This is a genomic window from Bradymonas sediminis, assembly GCF_003258315.1.
In the GTDB taxonomy this organism is placed as follows: Bacteria; Myxococcota_A; Bradymonadia; order Bradymonadales; family Bradymonadaceae; genus Bradymonas; species Bradymonas sediminis.
The window spans coordinates 3,454,163-3,473,251 of the sequence record NZ_CP030032.1 but is presented as its reverse complement, the minus strand read 5'-3'; the positions used below and the strand labels follow the sequence as shown (position 1 = coordinate 3,473,251).

Annotated in this window: 13 protein-coding genes, 1 tRNA gene and 1 other RNA gene; 8 read left to right on the top strand and 7 right to left on the bottom strand. The window is 59.7% G+C overall.

What is annotated here, in order from left to right:
* Positions 1-6 precede the first annotated feature (6 nt).
* The 5 genes from DN745_RS13120 to DN745_RS13100 form a co-directional block, all read right to left on the bottom strand.
* Positions 7-1,338 (bottom strand): serpin family protein, encoded by a 1,332-nt coding sequence (locus DN745_RS13120; protein ID WP_111335500.1) that lies wholly within the window; start codon positions 1,336-1,338, stop codon positions 7-9.
* A 77-nt stretch (positions 1,339-1,415) separates the two neighbouring features.
* On the bottom strand, positions 1,416-2,750 hold the full coding sequence (locus DN745_RS13115; protein ID WP_162687657.1) for a serpin family protein: 1,335 nt from the start codon (positions 2,748-2,750) through the stop codon (positions 1,416-1,418).
* 309 nt (positions 2,751-3,059) lie between these two features.
* Positions 3,060-4,430 (bottom strand): serpin family protein, encoded by a 1,371-nt coding sequence (locus DN745_RS13110; protein ID WP_111335497.1) that lies wholly within the window; start codon positions 4,428-4,430, stop codon positions 3,060-3,062.
* Positions 4,431-4,620: 190 nt separating this feature from the next.
* Positions 4,621-5,673 carry an MBL fold metallo-hydrolase gene (locus DN745_RS13105; protein ID WP_111335496.1) on the bottom strand — a complete coding sequence of 351 codons (1,053 nt, stop codon included), beginning with the start codon at positions 5,671-5,673 and terminating at the stop codon, positions 4,621-4,623.
* Between the two features lie 72 nt (positions 5,674-5,745).
* On the bottom strand, positions 5,746-6,663 hold the full coding sequence (locus DN745_RS13100; RefSeq protein WP_162687656.1) for a universal stress protein: 918 nt from the start codon (positions 6,661-6,663) through the stop codon (positions 5,746-5,748).
* A 412-nt stretch (positions 6,664-7,075) separates the two neighbouring features.
* Between DN745_RS13100 and dnaG the strand changes: the two genes are divergently transcribed.
* The 5 genes from dnaG (at position 7,076) to rnpB (ending at position 12,975) form a co-directional block, all read left to right on the top strand.
* On the top strand, positions 7,076-8,878 hold the full coding sequence (gene dnaG / locus DN745_RS13095; protein WP_111335492.1) for a DNA primase: 1,803 nt from the start codon (positions 7,076-7,078) through the stop codon (positions 8,876-8,878).
* A 325-nt stretch (positions 8,879-9,203) separates the two neighbouring features.
* Positions 9,204-11,015: an RNA polymerase sigma factor RpoD gene (gene rpoD / locus DN745_RS13090; protein WP_111335490.1), complete on the top strand. Its 1,812-nt coding sequence runs from the start codon at positions 9,204-9,206 to the stop codon at positions 11,013-11,015.
* 284 nt (positions 11,016-11,299) lie between these two features.
* Positions 11,300-11,372 (top strand) — tRNA-Ile (locus DN745_RS13085).
* A 350-nt stretch (positions 11,373-11,722) separates the two neighbouring features.
* Positions 11,723-12,481, top strand: a complete 759-nt coding sequence (locus DN745_RS13075) for a zinc ribbon domain-containing protein (RefSeq protein WP_111335486.1) — start codon at positions 11,723-11,725, stop codon at positions 12,479-12,481.
* A 119-nt stretch (positions 12,482-12,600) separates the two neighbouring features.
* An RNA gene (gene rnpB, locus DN745_RS13070) (RNase P RNA component class A) lies at positions 12,601-12,975 on the top strand.
* A gap of 75 nt (positions 12,976-13,050) precedes the next feature.
* Here the strand turns inward: rnpB and DN745_RS13065 are convergent.
* A complete protein-coding gene (locus tag DN745_RS13065) occupies positions 13,051-13,842 on the bottom strand; it encodes a hypothetical protein (protein WP_133621849.1) in 792 nt (263 codons plus the stop codon).
* Positions 13,839-14,714 carry a beta-keto acid cleavage family enzyme gene (locus DN745_RS13060; protein ID WP_111335482.1) on the bottom strand — a complete coding sequence of 292 codons (876 nt, stop codon included), beginning with the start codon at positions 14,712-14,714 and terminating at the stop codon, positions 13,839-13,841. Before DN745_RS13060 ends, DN745_RS13065 begins: the two co-directional genes overlap by 4 nt.
* 460 nt (positions 14,715-15,174) lie before the next feature.
* Between DN745_RS13060 and DN745_RS13055 the strand changes: the two genes are divergently transcribed.
* From DN745_RS13055 to DN745_RS13045, 3 genes are all read left to right on the top strand, one after another.
* Complete coding sequence (locus DN745_RS13055) at positions 15,175-15,975, top strand: DNA-methyltransferase (protein WP_111335480.1); 801 nt, start codon at positions 15,175-15,177, stop codon at positions 15,973-15,975.
* Between the two features lie 395 nt (positions 15,976-16,370).
* The gene (locus DN745_RS13050) at positions 16,371-18,020 is read left to right on the top strand and encodes a hypothetical protein (protein WP_111335478.1); all 1,650 of its coding nucleotides are present in this window, start codon (positions 16,371-16,373) and stop codon (positions 18,018-18,020) included.
* 8 nt (positions 18,021-18,028) lie between these two features.
* Positions 18,029-19,036 carry a TadE family protein gene (locus DN745_RS13045; protein ID WP_111335476.1) on the top strand — a complete coding sequence of 336 codons (1,008 nt, stop codon included), beginning with the start codon at positions 18,029-18,031 and terminating at the stop codon, positions 19,034-19,036.
* Positions 19,037-19,089 lie beyond the last annotated feature (53 nt).

Here is a 19,089-nt window from a genome sequence, read left to right as displayed (position 1 = left end):
CGCGAATTAATTCGACGCGCTGGGGTCCGATACCCGGCCCACGAAGAGCAGACTGCCGGTTTGGTTGGCGCGGATCATAAAGATGAAAGGCTTGTCGGCCTTAAACTCGATCGGATCAACCGGGGCTGCGGTGTCTTCCATGATGACCGCGGTGGCGGCGGCCGCCTCGGTGCCGCTCTCGTCGACCGCGACAAATGCCTTATGTACGACCTCGGCGATGCGCAATTGGCTCGTGGTGCTCATGCCCGAGAAGTCCGCGTTATCCGAAAACGCCAGCGGCATGCCCAACTCGGGCAGGACCTCAGAGAGCGTCAGCGGCAGGGTATACTCGAATTTCGGCAGCGTCAGGTGCACCGTCGTTGATTCCATCGCGGCGACCGTGTCGGCGAGCGTATCGGCGTCGAGCTCGGCTTCAAATGCCTCGATATCCTCGGGCAAAATCACGAGCATCGACACGTCTCCGCCATCATAGGGGAGCGAGACGGCCTGGAATCCGTCCATCTGAGCGTGCATAAAGCCGGTGGTTTGGCGCATCATCTGCGCGCTGACGGTTGAGCCGTCTCGGCGGGTGAAGTCACCCTCGATGGTCATCTCTTCCTGGAAAGGATTGAGCCAGGACGCCTTAAAGAAGATCGCGTTGGTCAGCACCATCTTCGTGTCGGTGGTGATCATCTGCTCGGGGATCAAGTCTTTGATGCGGTCATTGGTCTGGGCTTCGACCCATCCGTTGATGGTCTGGCGCGACTGCTCAGGGGCCGCCGCGAAGTCGAGCGTGTTCAAGCCGGCGCCGTAGTTCAGCGCGAGGGTGTCGAGGAAGTTGGTCTCGAAGGCGTAGTCGATTTGCCCCCAGATGGAGTTCGCGACCGCCAATTCGAAGGGCGAGGAGTCCTCGAGCACCGGCGTCTCGCCGAGGTCCATCAGGTGGGCGTCGAGCCAGTTAAATGCCGGATGCACCAGTCCCTGTTTGCTATTGAAATGCAGCGTCTCGGCCATCTGGCTGGCCGTCTCACCCCGCGCGCCGGCGTAGGTCATCGCGAGGGCCTCAGAGATGCTAAATGGGGAGTAGAAGAGGTTTTTATCTTCCTCCGCAATCTTCTTATAGAGGTCCAGCGCGAACTCGGTATTGCCCGCGACCAGCGCGTCGCGCGCGCTTTGCGCAACGTCGGGGTTCGCCACGCGCTGCTTATCCGAGCGAACCTCGCCGGGTGCTGTGGGTTCGGGTTTGGTGTCTTCCTGGGTCGCGTCTTCGCAACCGATGAGTCCACCGGCGATGCTTCCTGCCAGAAGTAGCGTGAGTAGCCGGGCGCCGAGGCGAGATTGAAAAGAATAGCGATACATTTGAGCGTCTCCGAATTTATGCAGCGTTATTTTGAGCCTCGGGCCCGTTGGCCCGAGGCGGATCGCGGGTGCGTGACTTATTTGGTCGGGTCCAGCACGCGGCCCACGAAGAGCAGGCTGCCGGTTTGGTTGGCCCGAATCACGAAGATAAACGGCTTGTCGGCCTTGAAGTCGACCAGCTCGTTCGGCCCGGAGGACTCGACGCCCACCACCACCGCGGTCGCGGCGGCGGCCTCGGTGCCTTCCTCATCGACCGACACGAAAGCTTTGTGCACCACGTCGGTGATGCGCAGCTCGTTGAGGTCGTTCATGCCCGAGAAGTCAGCGTCGTCGCTGAACGCGGTCGTCATGCCCATATCTTTGAGCGTGTCGGTCAGCGGCAGCGGCAGGGTGAACGAGAATTTCGGCAGGGTCAGTTGAACATCCTTGAACTCAAGGGCTTCAACCGCGTCCTTGATGGTGTCGGCGTCCAGGTCTGCCTCGAAGGCGGCGAGGTCTTCGGGCAATAAGACGAGCATCGACACGTCGCCGCCGTCATAGGGGAGCTCAACGGCCTTGAAGTTATCCAACTCGGCGTATCTCAGGTCGGTGTTCTGGTACATCAGGTCGGCGCTGACCGTGGAGCCGTCGCGCAGGGTGAAGTCGCCCGGCGCGGTGACTTCCTCGTCGAAGGCATAGAGCCAGGAGGCCTTGAAGAAGATCGCGTTGGTCAGCACCATGCGCGTATCGACCGTGATCATGCCTTCGGGGAGTAGGTCTTTGATGCGCTCGTTGGTCTTTCCTTCGACCCATTTATTGATCTCTTGGCGCGCCTCCTCGGGCTGAGATTTGAAGTCCATGGTGTTGAGCCCGGCGCCGTAGTTCAGCGCGAGGGTGTCGAGGAAGTCGGCCTTGAAGGGATAGCCCGCCTGCCCCCAGATGGAGTTCGCGACGGCCAATTCGAAGGGCTCGGACTCCTCGTTGATCGGCGTCTCGGCGAGGTCCATCAGGTGGGCGTCGAGCCAGTTGAAGGCGGGGTGAACCTGGACCTGGTCGCCGCTGAGGTGCAGGACGTCGGCCATCTCGGCCTCGGTCTCGCCGCGCGCCCCGGCGTAGGTCATCGTGAGGGCTTCGGAGATGCTAAACGGCGAGAAGAAGAGGTTTTTGTCCTGTCCCGCGATCTCTTTATAGAGGTCGAAGGCGAAGTCGGTATTTCCCTTCACCAGCTCTTCGCGATCACTCTGGGGCACCTGGGGGTTCGCCACGCGCTGCTTATCCGAGCGAACTTCCTCGCCGGGCTGGGTGATGTCGGGCTGTTCTTTGGAATCATCGGCCGCGTCTTCGCAGCCCACAAGGGTTCCGCCGACACTTGCGGCCAAGAGAAGGGCGAGGAGGCGAGCGCCGAGGCCGGCTTGAAGCGAGTGCTTAATCATTAGGTATTCTCCGAGGTTATCTGAGAGATGCTGAGTAAATAAGTCAGTGAGAATCAAATAAACGACGTGGCGAACCATGCGCCGTTCGGTGTGTTTCTAGTTTGTGCACGCTTCGTGCCAATAGCCAATATTGCGCGAAAGTGTCGCCGTGTTTGCACCGTCGGATCGCCCTCTGGTCGGCAGGGTTGCGTGATTTTTTTGGAGTTGAAAATAAAAAAACGCGGGCCAGGTGGCCCGCGTCTTTAACTCGTTTTTCCAAAGCGCTCCAAATCTTCGGACAATATTGTCCGAGATCGGAATAAGCGCGATTTATTCGGCCTGCGCGCTCGGGTTGGCCAGGCGACCCATGAAGAGGACGCTGCCGGTGGTGTTGTCGCGAATTACGAAGATGAAGGGCTTGTCGGCCTTGAACTGGACCGGCTCAGCGGGCATCGAGGTGACGCGCATGCTGATGCCGGTGGCGGCGGCAGCTTCGGTGCCGGACTCGTCCACGGCGACGAATGCTTTGTGGATGACTTCGCTGATGCTCAGGCCCGAGTCGGCGATGCCCGAGAAGTCGGCGCTATCGCTGAACGCGTCGGCCATGCCCATGGCCTTGAGGGTGTGGGTGAGGGTCAGCGGCGCGGTGAACTCGAATTTCGGAAGCGTCAGCGCGACGTTCTTCTTCTCCAGGGCCGCCACGGTGTCGTTGAGCGTATCGGCGCTCAGGCTCGCCTCGAATTTTGCCAGGTCTTCGGGCAGCAGGACGAGCATTGACGCGTCGCCGCCGTCGTAGGGCAGGGCGACGGCTTTGAAGCCGTCCATCTCGGCGTAGTCGAAGAACGCGACCTGGTTCATCAGGTCGGCTTTGACCTTGGAGCCATCACGCAGGGTGAAGTCGCCTTGTTGGGTGGCTTCTTTTTGGAAGTCGGCCATCCAGGATGCTTTGAAATAGATCGCGTTAGTCAGGACCAGGCGTGTATCGGCGGTCACCGAGCCCTCGGGCATCAGATCTTTGATGCGCTCCTGAGTTTTCTCTTCGACCCAGGCGTTGATCTCTTTGCGCGCCGGCTCTGCGCCGTTGACGAAGTCGAGCGTGCTCAGGCCCGCGCCGTAGTTGGCGCCGAGCGTATTGACGAACTCGGGTTTGAAGTTTTCGCCGGTTTGTCCCCAGATGGAGTTGGCGATGGTCAACTGGAACGGCTCCGAGGTCGGCTTTTGCGGCTTCTCGCCGAGGTTCATCAATTTGGTGTCCAGCGCGTTGAACGCCGGGTGCAACTCGGACGGCTCCAGGTCGAGGTTCAGCGTCTCCATCATCTGCTTGGCGGTCTCGCCGCGCGCGCCGGCCGAGACCATCGTCAACGCTTCGGACACGCTAAAAGGCGAGTAGAACACGTTGTCGCTCTCGGTGGACACCTTGGCGTAGAGGTCCAGGGCGAATTGGGTATTGCCCGCCACCAGCGCTTCCATGGTCTTCTCCGAGACCTCCGGGCTTTTGAGGCGCTGCCCCGTGGACTCAGCCGCTTCGTCGCTCGCTTCTTCTTCTTTCATATTCTGGTTGGCCTCGGCCTCGGTGGTGTCCTCTTTAACGGCGTCGTTGCCGGTCGCCTTGCAGCCGACAGCCGCGGCGCCGATGCCGCCGGCGAGCAGCATAATAAGGAGGGGCGTGCGAAGATTCAGACCTTTGATTTGCTTAAGCATACGTAACTCTTGGTAGTGAAAATCGTGTAATGAATTAAAATTCTAGAAAGTAATCGGTGGGTGGCGTCGAAGGCTTAGTTCGAATCGTCACGCTATATTTATGAAGCGCTTTTCGAATATCAGGTTTTAAGCTGAATTGCAGGCTTGTTCGCAGCCTCGCCAAATATAGACGCCGGCGAGTTGGGAATATTTAGACGTGATAGAGAGGACCGCTTGGCCCTTCGACGCGTGTCGCAAAACCGTGCTCAACGAGCGTGGCGAGGTGCGAATCGATCAGCGCCATATGCACCCACCAGCGGGCTTCGGGTTCGAGGATTTTCTGCTCCGGGGTGCTGCGAATCGCGATCTCGTACAGGTCAAGGGGCGCGGTGGCCTGGCTGAGGGTGTGGCGCGTTATCTTCTCGAAATCACTGACATATTTAAGGCTTCGCTCAAAGAGTTGCTCAAACGGTTGGTCCTTGGAGTTGCGTCGATGCAGCCCGTGGCCCGGCAAGATAAGGCTGGCGGGAAGGGCGGCCAGACGCGCGATGCTGCCGCGATAGGCGTCGAGGTCGTCGTGCATCGAGCGACAAATCGGCGTCGGCACGGCCAGGATGACGTCTCCTGAAAATAACCAGCCACGCTCGCGCTCAAAAAATGCGCCGTGGTGGGGATCGTGGCCGCGCGCGTCCACAAATTCCAGGTTCAGATCACCAATCTGGATGCGCTCGCCGAAGTCGATGAACTCGGTGCGGGTCAGCGCTGCGGGGCCATGGGTCTCAAGGAGCCCGTGGTGCTGTCGGGCGGCGAGCAGGCGCTCGCGATGCGGCGAGGCGAAGGCTTCCTGAATCCAGGGCCGCCAATCGTGAATCTCGTCCTGAAAGCGGTGCCATTTGGGGCAAAAGGGAGTCAGACTCTTGGCGGCAATATGCGGGGCCTTGCTGCGCTTCTCTAGCAGCGCGGCCGCCCCCATATGGTCGATATGGGCGTGGGTATAGAGCCAATAGTCGACGTCGGCGAGGTCGCGGGCAAGGCCGAGTTCGGCCAGCGCCGCTTCGAGGTGGTCGACGGTGCTCGGCCAGCCGGGGTCGATGACCGCCAGGGTATCCGCGCCCGCATAGACATAGGTGTTGACGATGATGCGGTCGCGCCCGCCTGTGTTCGGATTGCGCAGGCGCAGCCGCCAGAGGTCATCGCTGACTTGAAGGCTGGTCCCCCAGGAGGCCTTCTGAGTTTTCGGCGTTCTGATTTCAGATACTGTCATAAATACAACTTACTTCTTAATGCTTGATGCGTGACATCGGGTGCATTTTGCGCACGGATTATTGGGCGCGCGTTAGGTCGCAGGCGCGCTCAGGTAGACCGTGCAGGGACTGTGTTTGACGATGCCGGCGGCGACGCTTCCGAGCAGGAAATTGCTCAGCGCCGAGCGGCCGACGGTTCCTAGAACGATGGCGTCGATATCATTGTCGGCGGCAAAGTTCACCATTTCTTGTTTGGGGTAACCGGTGAGCACATCGATATGCCATTCCACATCGTCGAGGTTGGCCTGTTGGGCCTTCATCAGGGCCTTGATATCGTGGCTGCTTCGGGTGCGAAGGGCCTCGACGTCGATATAATTTCCGCCGGCGTAAGCGATGCTGCCGTTGGGCATATTGACTGGGCCGGCCGGGAAGATAACGTGGACCAGGTGGAGCTGCGCCTTGGCTTTGCGGGCGATCTCGATCGCTAAATTAAGCGCCGCCGTGCTGGCCTCCGAGAAGTCGATGCCCACCGCGATCTTGGGCGAGTTTTGCCAATCAGGGGCGTTCGCATGGGCGACCGCGAGGTTGCAGGGCGGCGCGTTGGCCAGGGTATAAGAGGTGGAGCCCAGTGTCATGCGAGCCAGCGCGCCGCTGCCCGAGCGTCCCACGAAGATCCAATCGGCGTTGATTCGCTCGGCGATCTCGGGCAGTTTTTTGCGCGCGTGCCCCTCTTCGATGATCAGCGAGTAGTCGACCTGTTGGTCCGGGTTCTGGGTAAAATGCTGCTGCAAAAATTCGCGGGTATGCTTCTCGATTTTGAGGCGGTTCTCGGGATTGTCGAGCAGTGGCTTCTGTTTGATCGTTGGGTGCCAATTGCCCGAGCCTTCGATATAGGCGACGAAGACCTCGGCGTCTTCTTGCTCGGCCCGCAGCTGCGTGGCCATCGCGAACCCCTGGGCTGCGGCGTTGAGCGACTCTTCGGAAAAATCGACTCCAATTAGGATTTTCATCAAACACTCCATATTAGTGAATTAGAGGAAACCTATGCCGCGTCGAGCGGCTCCTTTACGGAGGCGAAATCTCGCAGGCCGCACCCGTTGGTTTTGCCCGGCGCGCCCGGGTCCCAGCCGCCCGGGGCGAGCAACCTAAACACTCGCGTGGTCAGGTCCAGCGCGCCGCCTATTTGATGGGCGAGAGTCGGTCAATAGCTCTGGGTTAAAAGGACGGTGATATTTTAGGGCTCTGTGCGACAACTTATTATCGCTAACTATTTGACAGCGCCGAAGGCGACGCTAGACTGAGGGCGTCTGATGATGGTCCTCTTGATGCGTCAAGCCCTTAAAATATCAGTGTTATTTTGGATTAACGCGCGACTTATAATGGTTTGCGCGCCGCATTGACTTTGTCCTTAACCGACTCCATATGGCTCTAATTCCCCAAGAAGTGATCGAGGAAGTCCTCGCCCGGGCAGATATCCTGCGCACCGTGCAGGACTACGTCAGCATGAAGAAGTCGGGGAGTAATTATAAGGGGCTCTGCCCGTTTCACGACGAGAATACGCCGAGCTTTTTCGTGACGCCCGCGCGCGGGATCTTTAAGTGCTTCGGCTGCGGGGTGGGCGGCAACGTCATCAGCTTCTTTATGGCGATCGAGAGCTGCAATTTCCCCGAAGCCGTGCGCAAGTTGGCCGAGCGAAATGGGGTTGAGATTCCCGAGCCGGACCCGGAAGCGGCCAAGCGGGAGCGCCAGAAGCGAAAGGGCAAGCGCCTCTATTATAATGTGATGGACGAGTCGCGCGCGTTCTTTGAGCAGAATCTGTGGTCGGAGCCCGGGCGCGCCGCGCGCCAATATCTGCTCGAGCGCGAGATTGATGAGGAGACCGCCAGGCGCTTTGGCCTGGGCTACGCGCCCGACGCCTGGCAGGGGTTGCTGGACCACCTGGCGACCAAGAAGATGAGCCCGCGCCTGGTCGAGCGCGCCGGGTTGGCGATGCCGCGCAGCAGCGGGAACGGGCATTATGACCGCTTCCGCCACCGCATCGTATTTCCCATCGTTGATATCTGGGACCATACCCTGGGGTTTGGCGGGCGCACGATCGCCGCCAACGATGAGGCGCCCAAATATATCAACTCCCCGGAGACCAAATTCTACACGAAGGGCTCCGAGCTTTATGGGTTGCACGCGGCCAAGCGCGCCATCCAAAAAGCGGGCTACGCGCTGCTGGTCGAGGGTAACTTCGACGTCATCTGCCTGCACTCCAAGGGCATCGAGACCGCGGTCGCGCCGATGGGCACCGCGTTCACCGAGGAACAAGCGCGGCTGCTCGAGCGTTATTGTGAGCGTGTCGTCATTGCCTTCGATGGCGATGAGGCCGGCGAGGAGGCCACGGTGCGCTGTTTGAAGTCTTTTGCGGCGACCAAATTAGAGCCTCTTGTAATTCGATTTGACGAACTAGAAGATCCTGATACCTTTGTGCGCCGCCGGGGAGCGTCTGCATTATTTGAGAAAGTCGAGAATGCCCAACCACTTGTGGCGTGGGCGCTCGACCGGATATTGCGCCCGGCCGAAGGTGATAATATCGATCGCAAGATCGCCGCGCTCCAAGACGTCGCTGAGTTGCTCGACGGCATCAATAATACGTTGATCTGGGAGCATTATGCACAAGAGGTGAGCCGACGACTCACCATTGCTCCCGAGTTCCTTAAGGACTATTTACGCCGGCCCAAACAGTTGGCCTCCCAGGCCCGAAAGGCCGTGCTCCAGTCGCATCGACCCCTGGAAATTCAAGCCGCCGAATACGGCATCTTAATGGTCTTGCTAAACCACCCGAAGTGGTTGGCGCAATTTCTTGAGGAGGAGCTCGAGAATCTTCTGTCGACCCGGGAACTCGCGGATTTTTTGGGCGCGATGCAGGCGCACTTTCAACAGCATAACGAAATCAACGCGCCGGTCTTGCTCTCCAGCATTGAGCACCCGGCGTTTCAGCGCACCGTCGCACAGGCGCTGGCGGACCCGGATTATTCACCCGATATCGCCGCGCGTTTTTATCAGGATTGCATACGGAGCCTGAAGAAGGATTGGGCCTCCCGTACGCTGCAGGAGTTAACCCGACAGTTGGAAGAGGTTGATTTTTATAAACAGCGCAGTGAGTTCGAGACCTTGATGCGCCAGAAAGAGGAGATCGCCTATTTTAAGGCGTCGCTGGATCTGGAGCAATCAAGTTAAACCCACGCTGCGAGGTTCCCCGTGTCGGTGCTCGGGAGGAATAACCCGGATTCACCGTTAGTTTGGACGGCGGACCGGGTGGAGCGCTTGAAAGATGACGAGTCGACAGCGCGACAGTAACCGGGCCAAATCCCCGCGTCGCAGTGCTCAAGGCCGAGAGGCCCGGGGCGCGTCTAAGCTCGAAATTTATACCGAAGTTATAAAGATACGAAACAAGGTTTTTTACACAACCCGCTTGTTTAACTGCGGCGCGTATAGAAGTTGCTGGCTCATAGGTTTTTGGCTCATCAGCCGGCCCGTCCATAGTGAGAAGGAGTAGATCTTGATGCAGAAAGCCCGCGCAGAGGTTCGAAAGACGAGCTTGCAAGTCCGCAAGCTCGTTTCGATGGGGAAGGAAAAAGGGTATTTGACCTTTAAAGAGGTCAACGATTCCCTGAAGCCAGGGGTGCTAACGAGCAACCAGATCGACGATATGCTGATGCTTTTCGAGGAGCTGGACATCCAGGTCGTCGACAAGGCCAGCCAATACGAGCCGCCGGCCGATGATGAGGATGGCGGCAAAAAACTGCGCGCTGAGACGCGTGGCTCCGAGAAGAAACGAAAGGGCGGTGACTTCGTCAAAGGCAATGACCCGGTGCGCATGTATTTGCGCAAGATGGGCCAGGTGCCGCTGCTTACCCGTGAGGGTGAGGTCGCGATCGCCAAGCGCATCGAAGAGGGTGAGCGCACGATCCTGACGGTGGTGCTCAGCACCACCGTGGGTGTGCGCGAGATGATCCTTTTGGGCGAGCGCGTGCGCAAATCCAAGGTGAAGCTGACCGACGTGCTCCAGGCGCCCAACCCCGACGACCTGCCGCGCGACGAAGAGGGCAACGTCATCGAGTTGACGGTCGATGAGCGGCGCAAGTGGTTCTGTGACCAGATCGATAAGGTCAAGACGCGCTACCATGAGAATCGCATCAAGGGCGAGATTTTGATCACGCGCGCCGGGCTCTCCGACGCGGATCGCAAGCGCCTGTGTGAGGAGATTAAGTCCAACCGTCGCGAGATGTTCCGCGTGATGAAGGGCGTGCGCCTGACCAAAAAGCATACCGATAAGATCGTCGCCAAGTTCAAGGCGTTGATTCATCGCACCGACCGCGCCGAGGAGGAGCTCGAGAAGCTTGAGCGCCTGTATCGGATTAAATTCGCCGACGTCAAAGAATGCTCGCGTCTGTATCGCACCGAGTATGTCGACGAGGCCGACGCGCTGCGCCAGAGCATGGGGCTTTCGATGGCGCGCATGACCGCCATCTGGAAAGAGATGCGCGGGCTGCAGCGGCGGGTGCGCGCGGTTGAGGTCGAAGCCGGCCAGACCATCGACACCCTGCGCGTCACCCACCAGGCGGTGCTCGCCGGCGAGCGCATCGCGGAGCGCGCGAAGAGTGAGTTGGTCGAGGCCAACCTGCGCCTGGTTGTGTCGATCGCCAAGAAATACACCAACCGCGGCCTGCAGTTTCTCGACCTGATTCAGGAGGGCAATATTGGCCTGATGAAAGCGGTCGATAAATTCGAGTACCAGCGTGGTTATAAATTCTCGACCTACGCGACCTGGTGGATTCGCCAGGCGATTACGCGCGCGATTGCCGACCAGGCGCGCACGATTCGTATCCCGGTGCATATGATCGAGACGATCAACAAGCTCAGCCGCACCGAGCGCTATCTCATCCAGGAGCTCGGCCGCGCGCCGCGCCCCGAAGAGATCGCCGAGAAGATGGACATGCCGGTCGAGAAGGTGCGCAAGGTCCTCAAAATCGCCAAAGAGCCCATCTCGCTTGAGACGCCGATTGGTGAGGAGCAGGATTCGTCGCTGGGCGATTTTATTGCCGACGAGCACGCCATCAACCCCTCCGAGGCGGTCGAGGACAGCAACCTCACCGACCAGACCCGCAAGGTCTTGTCGACGCTGACCTCGCGCGAAGAGAAGGTCCTGCGCATGCGCTTTGGCATCGGCGGAAAGTCCGACCATACCCTCGAAGAGGTCGGCCAGGACTTCAACGTCACGCGCGAGCGTATTCGCCAGATTGAGGCGAAGGCGCTCAAGAAGCTGCGCCATCCCTCGCGGGCCAAGCAGCTTGAGAGCTTTATCGACACCTGATGGGTGGCGGTAATTGAGAATCGACCGACGCGTCTTCCACCTGTGGGAGGCGCGTTTGTCGTTTGGGCGCCGCCGAATACCCGGGCGCCGCCGGCGATGCGCGAGGATGAATTGAATAAATGATCGGCCTCGCCTGTTCAATCCGAGCGCGTGGGGGCTGGTCCGGGCGAATTTAGACTTGCGAAAGCAACGACCTTTCGCTAGGTACACGGGTCGCCGCGCACGGGTGGCCAGTTCGTGGCGTCATCGACCGAGGGTTTTGACACGCTCGGCACGCCAATGACGGGCCCATAGCTCAGCGGTTAGAGCCCCCGGTTCATAACCGGTCGGTCCCAGGTTCGAATCCTGGTGGGCCCATTGCGCGGTTTAACTCAATCGCAACCCGTGGTGATTGAGATCGGTGGTAGACGTTGGTTCGTGAGTATTCTTAAAGAGGAAGGAGCGCGGCACATGCATCTTGTCGATATCCTGACTGACAAACACATGATTGCTTTGGCCGCACACGCTCTCTCACCGCGAGCAAACCCCGAAAACCGAGCAGCTCAGCCCACAGCAGAGAAACGCACGTGTCTGCGCGCAAACGCTGAGCAGAAGACCGCTGAAAACCAAGACATCCAAGTCCCCATTAATCACGCGAAATTCCAGACGCCCGCACCTACCAGGTCGGGCGTCTTGGCATTTGCCCCGCCATCCCATGAGGTGATCCATTGAAGAAGCAGCTAGCGCTACTTCGAGAACTGCAACGCATTGACCTTCAATTCGACGAATTGGAGGCTCAAAAAAGCGAAATCCAGCAGAAACTTGAAGAGAATCGAGGATTTCTCGAGAAACTCATTGATGACCTCGACCGTCAGAAACAGGAATTTGAGGACGTTCGCAACCTGCGTCGCCAGAAAAAGGCCGACATCGAAGAGGTCCGCGAGAGCCTGGCCGCCAGCCAGGAGAAACTGAAATCGATCGGCTCCCAGAAGGAGTTCAACGCGGTTGAAGTTGAGATCGAAGTCTTCAAAAAGAAGCTTGAGCAGACCCAGGAAGAAGCGATTCACCTCGACGAGGTGATCGAGACGGTTGAGACCTCGGTCGAAGAGAAAGAAGAGAAGATCGTGCAGTTGCGCGAAGGCATCGCGGCTGAGGTCGCCGAGGGCGAGCAGCAATTGGCCGACATCGACGACGTGCTGGAGAAGCGGCGCAATCGTCAGGAAGCCGCGCGCAGCGAAGTGCAGAAGCATGTGCTGCGTAAATACGACTTCATTCGCAGCCGCCGCCCCGGTTTGGCGGTCGTGGCCGCGAAAAACGGTCACTGCGAGGGTTGCTATATGGCGCTGCCGCCGCAGCAATTCATCGAGATTCAGCGCGGTGATACCTTCGACATCTGCCCGAGCTGCCAGCGTATTCTCTATTATTGGGAAGAGGCCAAAGGCGAAGAGGGCGAGGCACCGGTCGACGAGGCTGCTGAAGCGAGCTGATTGTATCGGGACTTCGGTCGGCGGCTGCGGCCCCTGGGTCGCAGCCGCCGGTTTGAACCCGCCCGAGAAGATCACGCGAAGTTGCGCACGCAGCGTTCGTAAAGAATCGAAGAAGATCTCGGCTCTCCAAGGTGCTCGCCGGGGCGGTTTACCGCTCAGGAGGAAAGTCCGGACATCGCAGGGCAGAGTGGTCGGTAACGCCGACCGGGGGTAACCCTAGGGACAGTGCAACAGAAAATAAACCGCCGCGCCTGGCGCGGTAAGGGTGCAAAGGTGAGGTAAGAGCTCACCGGGGCGATGGTGACATCGTCTGTCTTTGTAAACCCCACTTGATGCAAGGCGAATAGGTGTCGAGCGCCCCTCGGGGAGCTCCGGAGCGGCCCGCTCCGCTGGCGCCAGGTAGCTGCATGAGCCGTCTAGCAATAGCCGGCCTAGATGAATGAGCACCCTCGCGTCGAGCGAGACAAGATCCGGCTTATACGGGGAGCCGAGGTCTTCTTCGAGGTTATAAAAAGCCCGCGCAGCCAATTGGCTGCGCGGGCTTTTTTATGCGCGCGAAATGCGGCGGGCTATTTTGTCTTCGGGGTCTTCTCGATCTTCTCGAGCAGGCGAGGGTCCGTGGCCAATCGGCTGCGGATCTGCTCGACCGCGTCTTCGACGTTGGTCTGCGGGGTTAAGACCACCGGGTCGAGCAGGTCCATGCGGGTGTCGGCGATGGACTCCATGTTGATGTAGGTCTCGGTCGATATGCGCAGGAAGTCGACGTTGTTGGCCTGCAGTAGACGGGTGAGCGCCTCGGTCCCCACAAAGGTGTCGCCGGCGAAGGGCGCGACGACGCTGCGGCGCAGCCTGGTGGCGCCGTCTGCCGCGCGCGCCTCGACCATCAGGCCGGGGCCGGGGGAGACGCCTTCGGGCAGTCGAATGCACCAATTCCCGCCATAGTCGCTGGTGGTCTCGGCGATATTCTCGCCCGTGCGCGCGCCGCGGGCGTCGATTTTATACAGGTGCACGGTCGCTTCGGGGACAGTGCGCTCGGTGTCAAGGGGCGCAGCTTCAGCGGTGCCGACCAGCCAGTCGGGGAAGGGGGAGCGTGCGGGCAGCGCGGGCGCATGGGCGGGTTGGTATGCGGCGAGTTTGCCGAAGGGGGCGTGTACGACGCCGCGAAGTACGCGCGGGTCGGCCTCGCCGGCCTGGTCGGCGGCGTTGGGCGCGCGCGGCGTGCAATCGCTCGTGTCGACCGGGGCGCTGGCTTCTGGGGCGCCCGGGTTTGCGTCGCAGCCGGTGGTCCCCAGCAGCAGGCTCGTGGCCAGCAATGAGGCGCGAAGTATGGATGTTGAGCGTGCAAGTGTTTGGATTGTCATTGTTTTCCCAGAATGATTTCGCGCGCTTCGGCGGCTGTGGCGGGTTCGCGACCGACCGCGCGGGCGACTTTACTAAGTTCGGCGACAAGCGCGCCGTTGCCCTTCTCGCCGACCTTTTTGCCGTCGGGAAGGTAGAAGGTATCCTCGACGCCGGTGCGAAGATGTCCGCCCAACTCGGCGGTGCGCTGGTGGATGGGCCAGACCTCGGCGCGCCCGATGACCACCGATTGCCAGTGGGCGTCCTCGGGCAGGAGGTCGACCAGGATTGGCAATAAGTCCACGCGCGCGGGCATGCCGCTGGCGACGCCCTGCACCAACGAGACGGTGTATGGTTTGTTGAGCATGCCGTTCTCCTCGAACATGGCGAGGCTGCGCACGATGCCGGTGTCGAAGCATTCGCATTCCGGCACGATATTGTTTGCCTGCATGACCTCCAGGAACGCGCGAACCTTGTCGACCGGGTTGTCGAAGAGCATCGGCGGCCAGGCCCAACTGCCGTCGCGGCGCACCTTTAGGTAGTTGAGCGAGCCGGCGTTGAGCGCGGCCATCTCGGGCTTGACGCGCTCGATAACATCCAGCGGCCCGCGGATGTCGCTGCCGACCACGCCGGTGGTCGAGTTGATGAGGATGCCAGGGCAGGCCTGGCGAATCGCGTCCACGCACTCACTGGCCAGCGCTGGGTCCCAGGAGGGCAGCTGCCCCCCGGATTGCTCGCGAAAGTGGACGTGCACCACCGACGCGCCGGCGTTGTACGCGTCGCGCGCGCTCGCCGCCATGTCTTCGGGCCGAAATGGAACGGGGTGTGTATTCGGGTCGGTGAGTACACCGTTGAGTGCACAGGTGATGATGATTTTTTTGTCGTCTAAATTCATCCGGGCTCCACGCGAAAATGGGTCGATTTCGTCGCTGCATCCCGCTGCTATACCAATCCAGCGCCGGTGCGGCAATGCGATGCGCTCGCTCTTAAAAGATCGGGGCGCGATCTTGTGAGCAAAACCTCCTTGACTCTGCTGATCATCGCGTCCTAGTTTGTGTGCATGATCGGCCTAACGGATTGAGATCATTAGATCAATTGGGCTTTTTTACATCAATTTTTTTCCCGGTTTTCCCGATCAATTCCAGTGGCTTAGCGCATTTTTAGTCATTGAGAGATCTCTGGATGAGATCCTGACGGGAGCCAGACCCTTGCAGTCCGCTGCAAGGTAGTGTGCGACGGCGATTCACGGATGGATTCAATTAATGGCCAAGGATGGCCCACTCGCATGGACGCGAGTTGAGCACCAAGGCCGGCCTGCTAGGATTGCGGGTCACTTTTCAGACAAGGATGTCACGATGCAAACTCTTGAACAGCACGATAGCGACCTCGACGTCTATTTTGATGACCCGCGCGGCTTTACCCTCTTGCGCGGTGACTCGCTCGAGATTCTCGAGCAGATGGAACCCGAGACCTTCGACATGATCTTCGCGGACCCGCCGTATTTCCTCTCCAACGGCGGCATGACCTGCAAAAATGGGCGGATGGTTTCGGTCAACAAGGGCCGCTGGGACCGCTCTGAAGGTGTCCAGGCGAACCACGAATTCAACCTGCGCTGGCTGGCTGCGTGTCAACGTCTGCTCAAGCCCAATGGCTCGATCTGGGTCAGCGGCACCCACCACGTCATCTATAGCATCGGCTTCGCGATGCAGTCCCTGGATTATAAAATCCTCAACGATATCGCGTGGTTCAAGGTCAACCCGCCGCCCAACCTGTCCTGCCGCTACTTCACCCACGGCACCGAGACCATCATCTGGGCCGGCCGCGACAGCAAGACCAAGCATACCTTCAACTACCAGACGATGAAGGAAGAGAACGGCGGCAAACAGATGAAGAATCTGTGGAATATCATGAGCCCGCGCAAGGCCGAGAAGGGCTTCGGCAAGCACCCCACTCAGAAGCCGATCAAATTGCTCAACCGTATCATTCGGGCCGCCAGCAATCCGGGCGACCTGATCCTTGACCCGTTCGCGGGTTCCTCGACCACCGGCCTGGCCGCGGTCGAGAACGGCCGGCGCTACGTCGGCATCGACCAGTCCGACGAGTATCTCGAGCTGTCCGTGCGCCGGTTTGAGGGGCTCAGCGCGCAGGGCGAGTGAGCGGAGAGGTTTCGCGCTCGCGCGACAATTTAATTGCTGAGACACGAAAGCCACGCGATCGAGCGTGGCTTTCGCGCGTTTCGGGGCTTTGCGTTGTCGTTCCAGGCGTCGATTTTTAGCGAAAAAAGGCCCCTCGACGAATTGAGGCTGGGGGCCGCCCGCGGTATTGAAGGTGGCTCCATGATCCCGTATTCTATACCCGTTGATAGTATATCGGCTGGCGTTGCTGCCTTTGTTCGCGGTTGGTTCAGCCGGGTGCGATGTTCGGGTTTCGAGCAGGCATATAAATCGTGAATTCGGTTGCTATGTGCTGGCTTTGACTTTGTTTGTGGGGCGGACACTCCCCAACGCTGTGACAGTTAGTCACGGATTGTTCCTTTTTTGGAGATTGAATCATGCCAGAGCTTCCCAAATCATCGCCGCAGTTTGCGCCTCAGCGAATGCCTGGGGGGCATCCGGCGTCGAATCGCCCCGGTCAGGGGGCTCTTGGGGGTTCGCCCGCGCCGCCTCAGCCGGGATTTCGCGACGCGCGAAACCTCTTCATCGCGGGCGCGGTGAGCGGCACGGCCCTGGTCGGGTTTATGGCCATCTACCAATGGCTCGCCCCCTGGCTGCCGCTGATGTTGGCGCTGGGAATCGCAGTTTTCCTGAGCGCTCTGATTGGGTTCGGCTATTGCGAGCAGGGCCGGAAAGCTGCGTTTATAAAGGGGCTCGGGATCTGTGTGATTATCGCGCTGCCAACGGCTGCCTGGGGCCTCGGGACGGTTCGCACCCTTGCGGTTCAGTTATTCGCGCAGCATTTTCCCGATGAGACCCGCGTGCGCGCCCTGAGTGATGGCAGCAGAGAGGTTCGTGTCGAGGCCTGCACGACCCTGGGCGTTCAGAATGAGGGGGCGACGGCCTATAATATCGTGTCGACCCTTTTTGATACGCCCGCCGAAGGTGTCGAGTGCATCAATCGGGTGGCTGAGGTTGACCCGCCCGGCGCCGCCCGGCTCCGCTCCGAGTTTTGGCGGCGTTGGGAGTTGGCGCTTGACCGCCAGGATGCAGCGCTGGTTTGTCGGGTTACCCCGGCAATCTTTAGCGTGCACACTTCGCATCCCCCGACCCTCGGGTTAACCGAGTGCGTTGCCAATAATATGAACGCCGAAAAAGCCACGTGTTGCGCCGAAGCGCTCACCGCTCGCTATAGTGAACCCGCTGAATACGTGGCGGACCTGGGCGACGCCGGAGAGTTAAACGCGGGGCGCCGTCAGCGCCTGTTTTCGGCGCTTCTTCCATATGCCTTCTCGGGGATGGATGCCTCTCGCCGGGAGTTTCAGCAATTCGAGTCGACCTTGATGCGCACGGCGCCGGGGCGTGACTGGGTGCTCTCTCTGGGCTGTGATGGGGTGTTGAACGACCCGAACGCGCAGGAGTTTGTCGACGGGTTGGAGGCGGTTTCAAGCCACCAGGGATGTGTCGATGGCGAGGATGGCGGGCGCAGCACGAGCCAGTGGAAGAATATCTGCACGCAGTGGGCAGCGCCGGCGCAGCGAAGCGCCGACCTATGCGCCCCGATCGCTGCTGAGACCCGCTCCTCCGCGGTCGTCACGGCGAGCGCCCTGGTACACAAGGCCATCGGCGCGTTCTTCGCTCAGATACGCAATGCGCAGATCGCGCTGGGGGTCAGTGCGAACGCCAGCCAGGCCGGGGAGATGAATGATGTCATGGGGCTGATGAACTCGGCGTTGGCGCCCTCGAACCTTCCCGGCGGCATCGACCCGAGGCTGCGGCACGCCGCGCGTGGCTTCCAGGGCAATCACGCCAACTATGCCCGGATACTTCAACAATATACCACGGATAATAAGCTGCCCGACGGACCGGCGATGGTCCAACAATTGCAAGAGGAGATTAATCAAAACCGGTACCGATGGAGTGATTTAAAAAAACACACCAGCCCCGGAGAGCGTCAACAATATCAAGAACAGGTTGACGACGCGTACGATAAAGCAGTGAAGAGTGGAATCGATTCGGAGTCACCCATGCTGGATATATTGCGATGAGAAATGTGATGCCCCGAAAAAATGAAGATAATAATTCATCGCCCACGCCGCAGCGCGGCTCCGCGCGTGCCTGGGGTGTGCGGCTTGGCGCCCACGGGCTCGGGGTGATGGCGACCGCTGCGTTGCTCCTTCTGCCGTTTGTGTCGCGCTCGACCCTTGAGATCGTGTGGGAGTCCGCCAAATATACGGAATTCCTGCGTTTGAGTTGGTTGGACGCGCTGCTCTTTGTCGGCATGGCCGCCTGCCTGTGGGCGCTGGCGGTGATTCTATTTGAGGTGGTTAGCTCCCGGCGGGCCCCGGTGCACAAGGTGTTGGGGATGCCGCGAGGCTCTGTGATGACCGAAACGCTGGTCATCCTGCCGATCTTCTTTTTGCTCACCTTCGGAATCGCGCAGTTGGCGGTGAATAATATCGCGGGCTTATTGGTCAACGCCGCGGTCTTTCAGTCCGGTCGCACGGCCTGGCTGTGGTCCTCCGAGGCCGATGAAGGCCGACGTGGCGTCACCTCCGCTATGGTCAAAGACCTGGCCCATGCCCAGGCTGCGGTGGTGCTCGCCCCGGTCGCGCCTGGTGAATTTATCCAGGGCGTTTCGATTCAAAACGAGCGCTTCATTGAGTTGCGCGGTGTGATGATGGGCTCGCAATTGCCAGCGTTTTCGACCGATACCGGCAGCGCTGGCAAGACCGCGGCCACAGGGTTTTTGATGGGGACCAATATGACCAACCTTCCCGAGATGGATTCCAGCTTCAGTAACGCCCTGGACACCTCGAGTTGGCCGGCGCGAACCACCCGCAAACTTACCTTCGCCTTTCACGCCTCCGAGGTCGTCGTCCTCGAGGAAAATAGCGAAGTGGGTGTTCGGCTGACCTACCACCATTTTCAGGCTTTTCCGATGGTGGGCCGAATCTTCGGCGAATTAAAGACCGATGTTGGTACCCGCCCCGGGTATTATAAAACCCTTGAGCGCAAGTTCACGATGCCAGCTCAGATCAACCCGAACAAAAAGACACCCTGAGGGCGCCGCTTTGCGGGGTTAAGTTGCTTCAATTGTTGATTTGATCACACGGA

What these genes read in the sequence shown, in the direction of transcription:
- DN745_RS13120 (WP_111335500.1), bottom strand. Translation starts at nt 1,338, where the DNA reads ATGTATCGCTATTCTTTTCAATCTCGCCTCGGCGCCCGGCTACTCACG.
- DN745_RS13115 (WP_162687657.1), bottom strand. Translation starts at nt 2,750, where the DNA reads ATGATTAAGCACTCGCTTCAAGCCGGCCTCGGCGCTCGCCTCCTCGCC.
- DN745_RS13110 (WP_111335497.1), bottom strand. Translation starts at nt 4,430, where the DNA reads ATGCTTAAGCAAATCAAAGGTCTGAATCTTCGCACGCCCCTCCTTATT.
- DN745_RS13105 (WP_111335496.1), bottom strand. Translation starts at nt 5,673, where the DNA reads ATGACAGTATCTGAAATCAGAACGCCGAAAACTCAGAAGGCCTCCTGG.
- DN745_RS13100 (WP_162687656.1), bottom strand. Translation starts at nt 6,663, where the DNA reads ATGAAAATCCTAATTGGAGTCGATTTTTCCGAAGAGTCGCTCAACGCC.
- dnaG (WP_111335492.1), top strand. Translation starts at nt 7,076, where the DNA reads ATGGCTCTAATTCCCCAAGAAGTGATCGAGGAAGTCCTCGCCCGGGCA.
- rpoD (WP_111335490.1), top strand. Translation starts at nt 9,204, where the DNA reads ATGCAGAAAGCCCGCGCAGAGGTTCGAAAGACGAGCTTGCAAGTCCGC.
- DN745_RS13065 (WP_133621849.1), bottom strand. Translation starts at nt 13,842, where the DNA reads ATGACAATCCAAACACTTGCACGCTCAACATCCATACTTCGCGCCTCA.
- DN745_RS13060 (WP_111335482.1), bottom strand. Translation starts at nt 14,714, where the DNA reads ATGAATTTAGACGACAAAAAAATCATCATCACCTGTGCACTCAACGGT.
- DN745_RS13055 (WP_111335480.1), top strand. Translation starts at nt 15,175, where the DNA reads ATGCAAACTCTTGAACAGCACGATAGCGACCTCGACGTCTATTTTGAT.
- DN745_RS13050 (WP_111335478.1), top strand. Translation starts at nt 16,371, where the DNA reads ATGCCAGAGCTTCCCAAATCATCGCCGCAGTTTGCGCCTCAGCGAATG.
- DN745_RS13045 (WP_111335476.1), top strand. Translation starts at nt 18,029, where the DNA reads ATGCCCCGAAAAAATGAAGATAATAATTCATCGCCCACGCCGCAGCGC.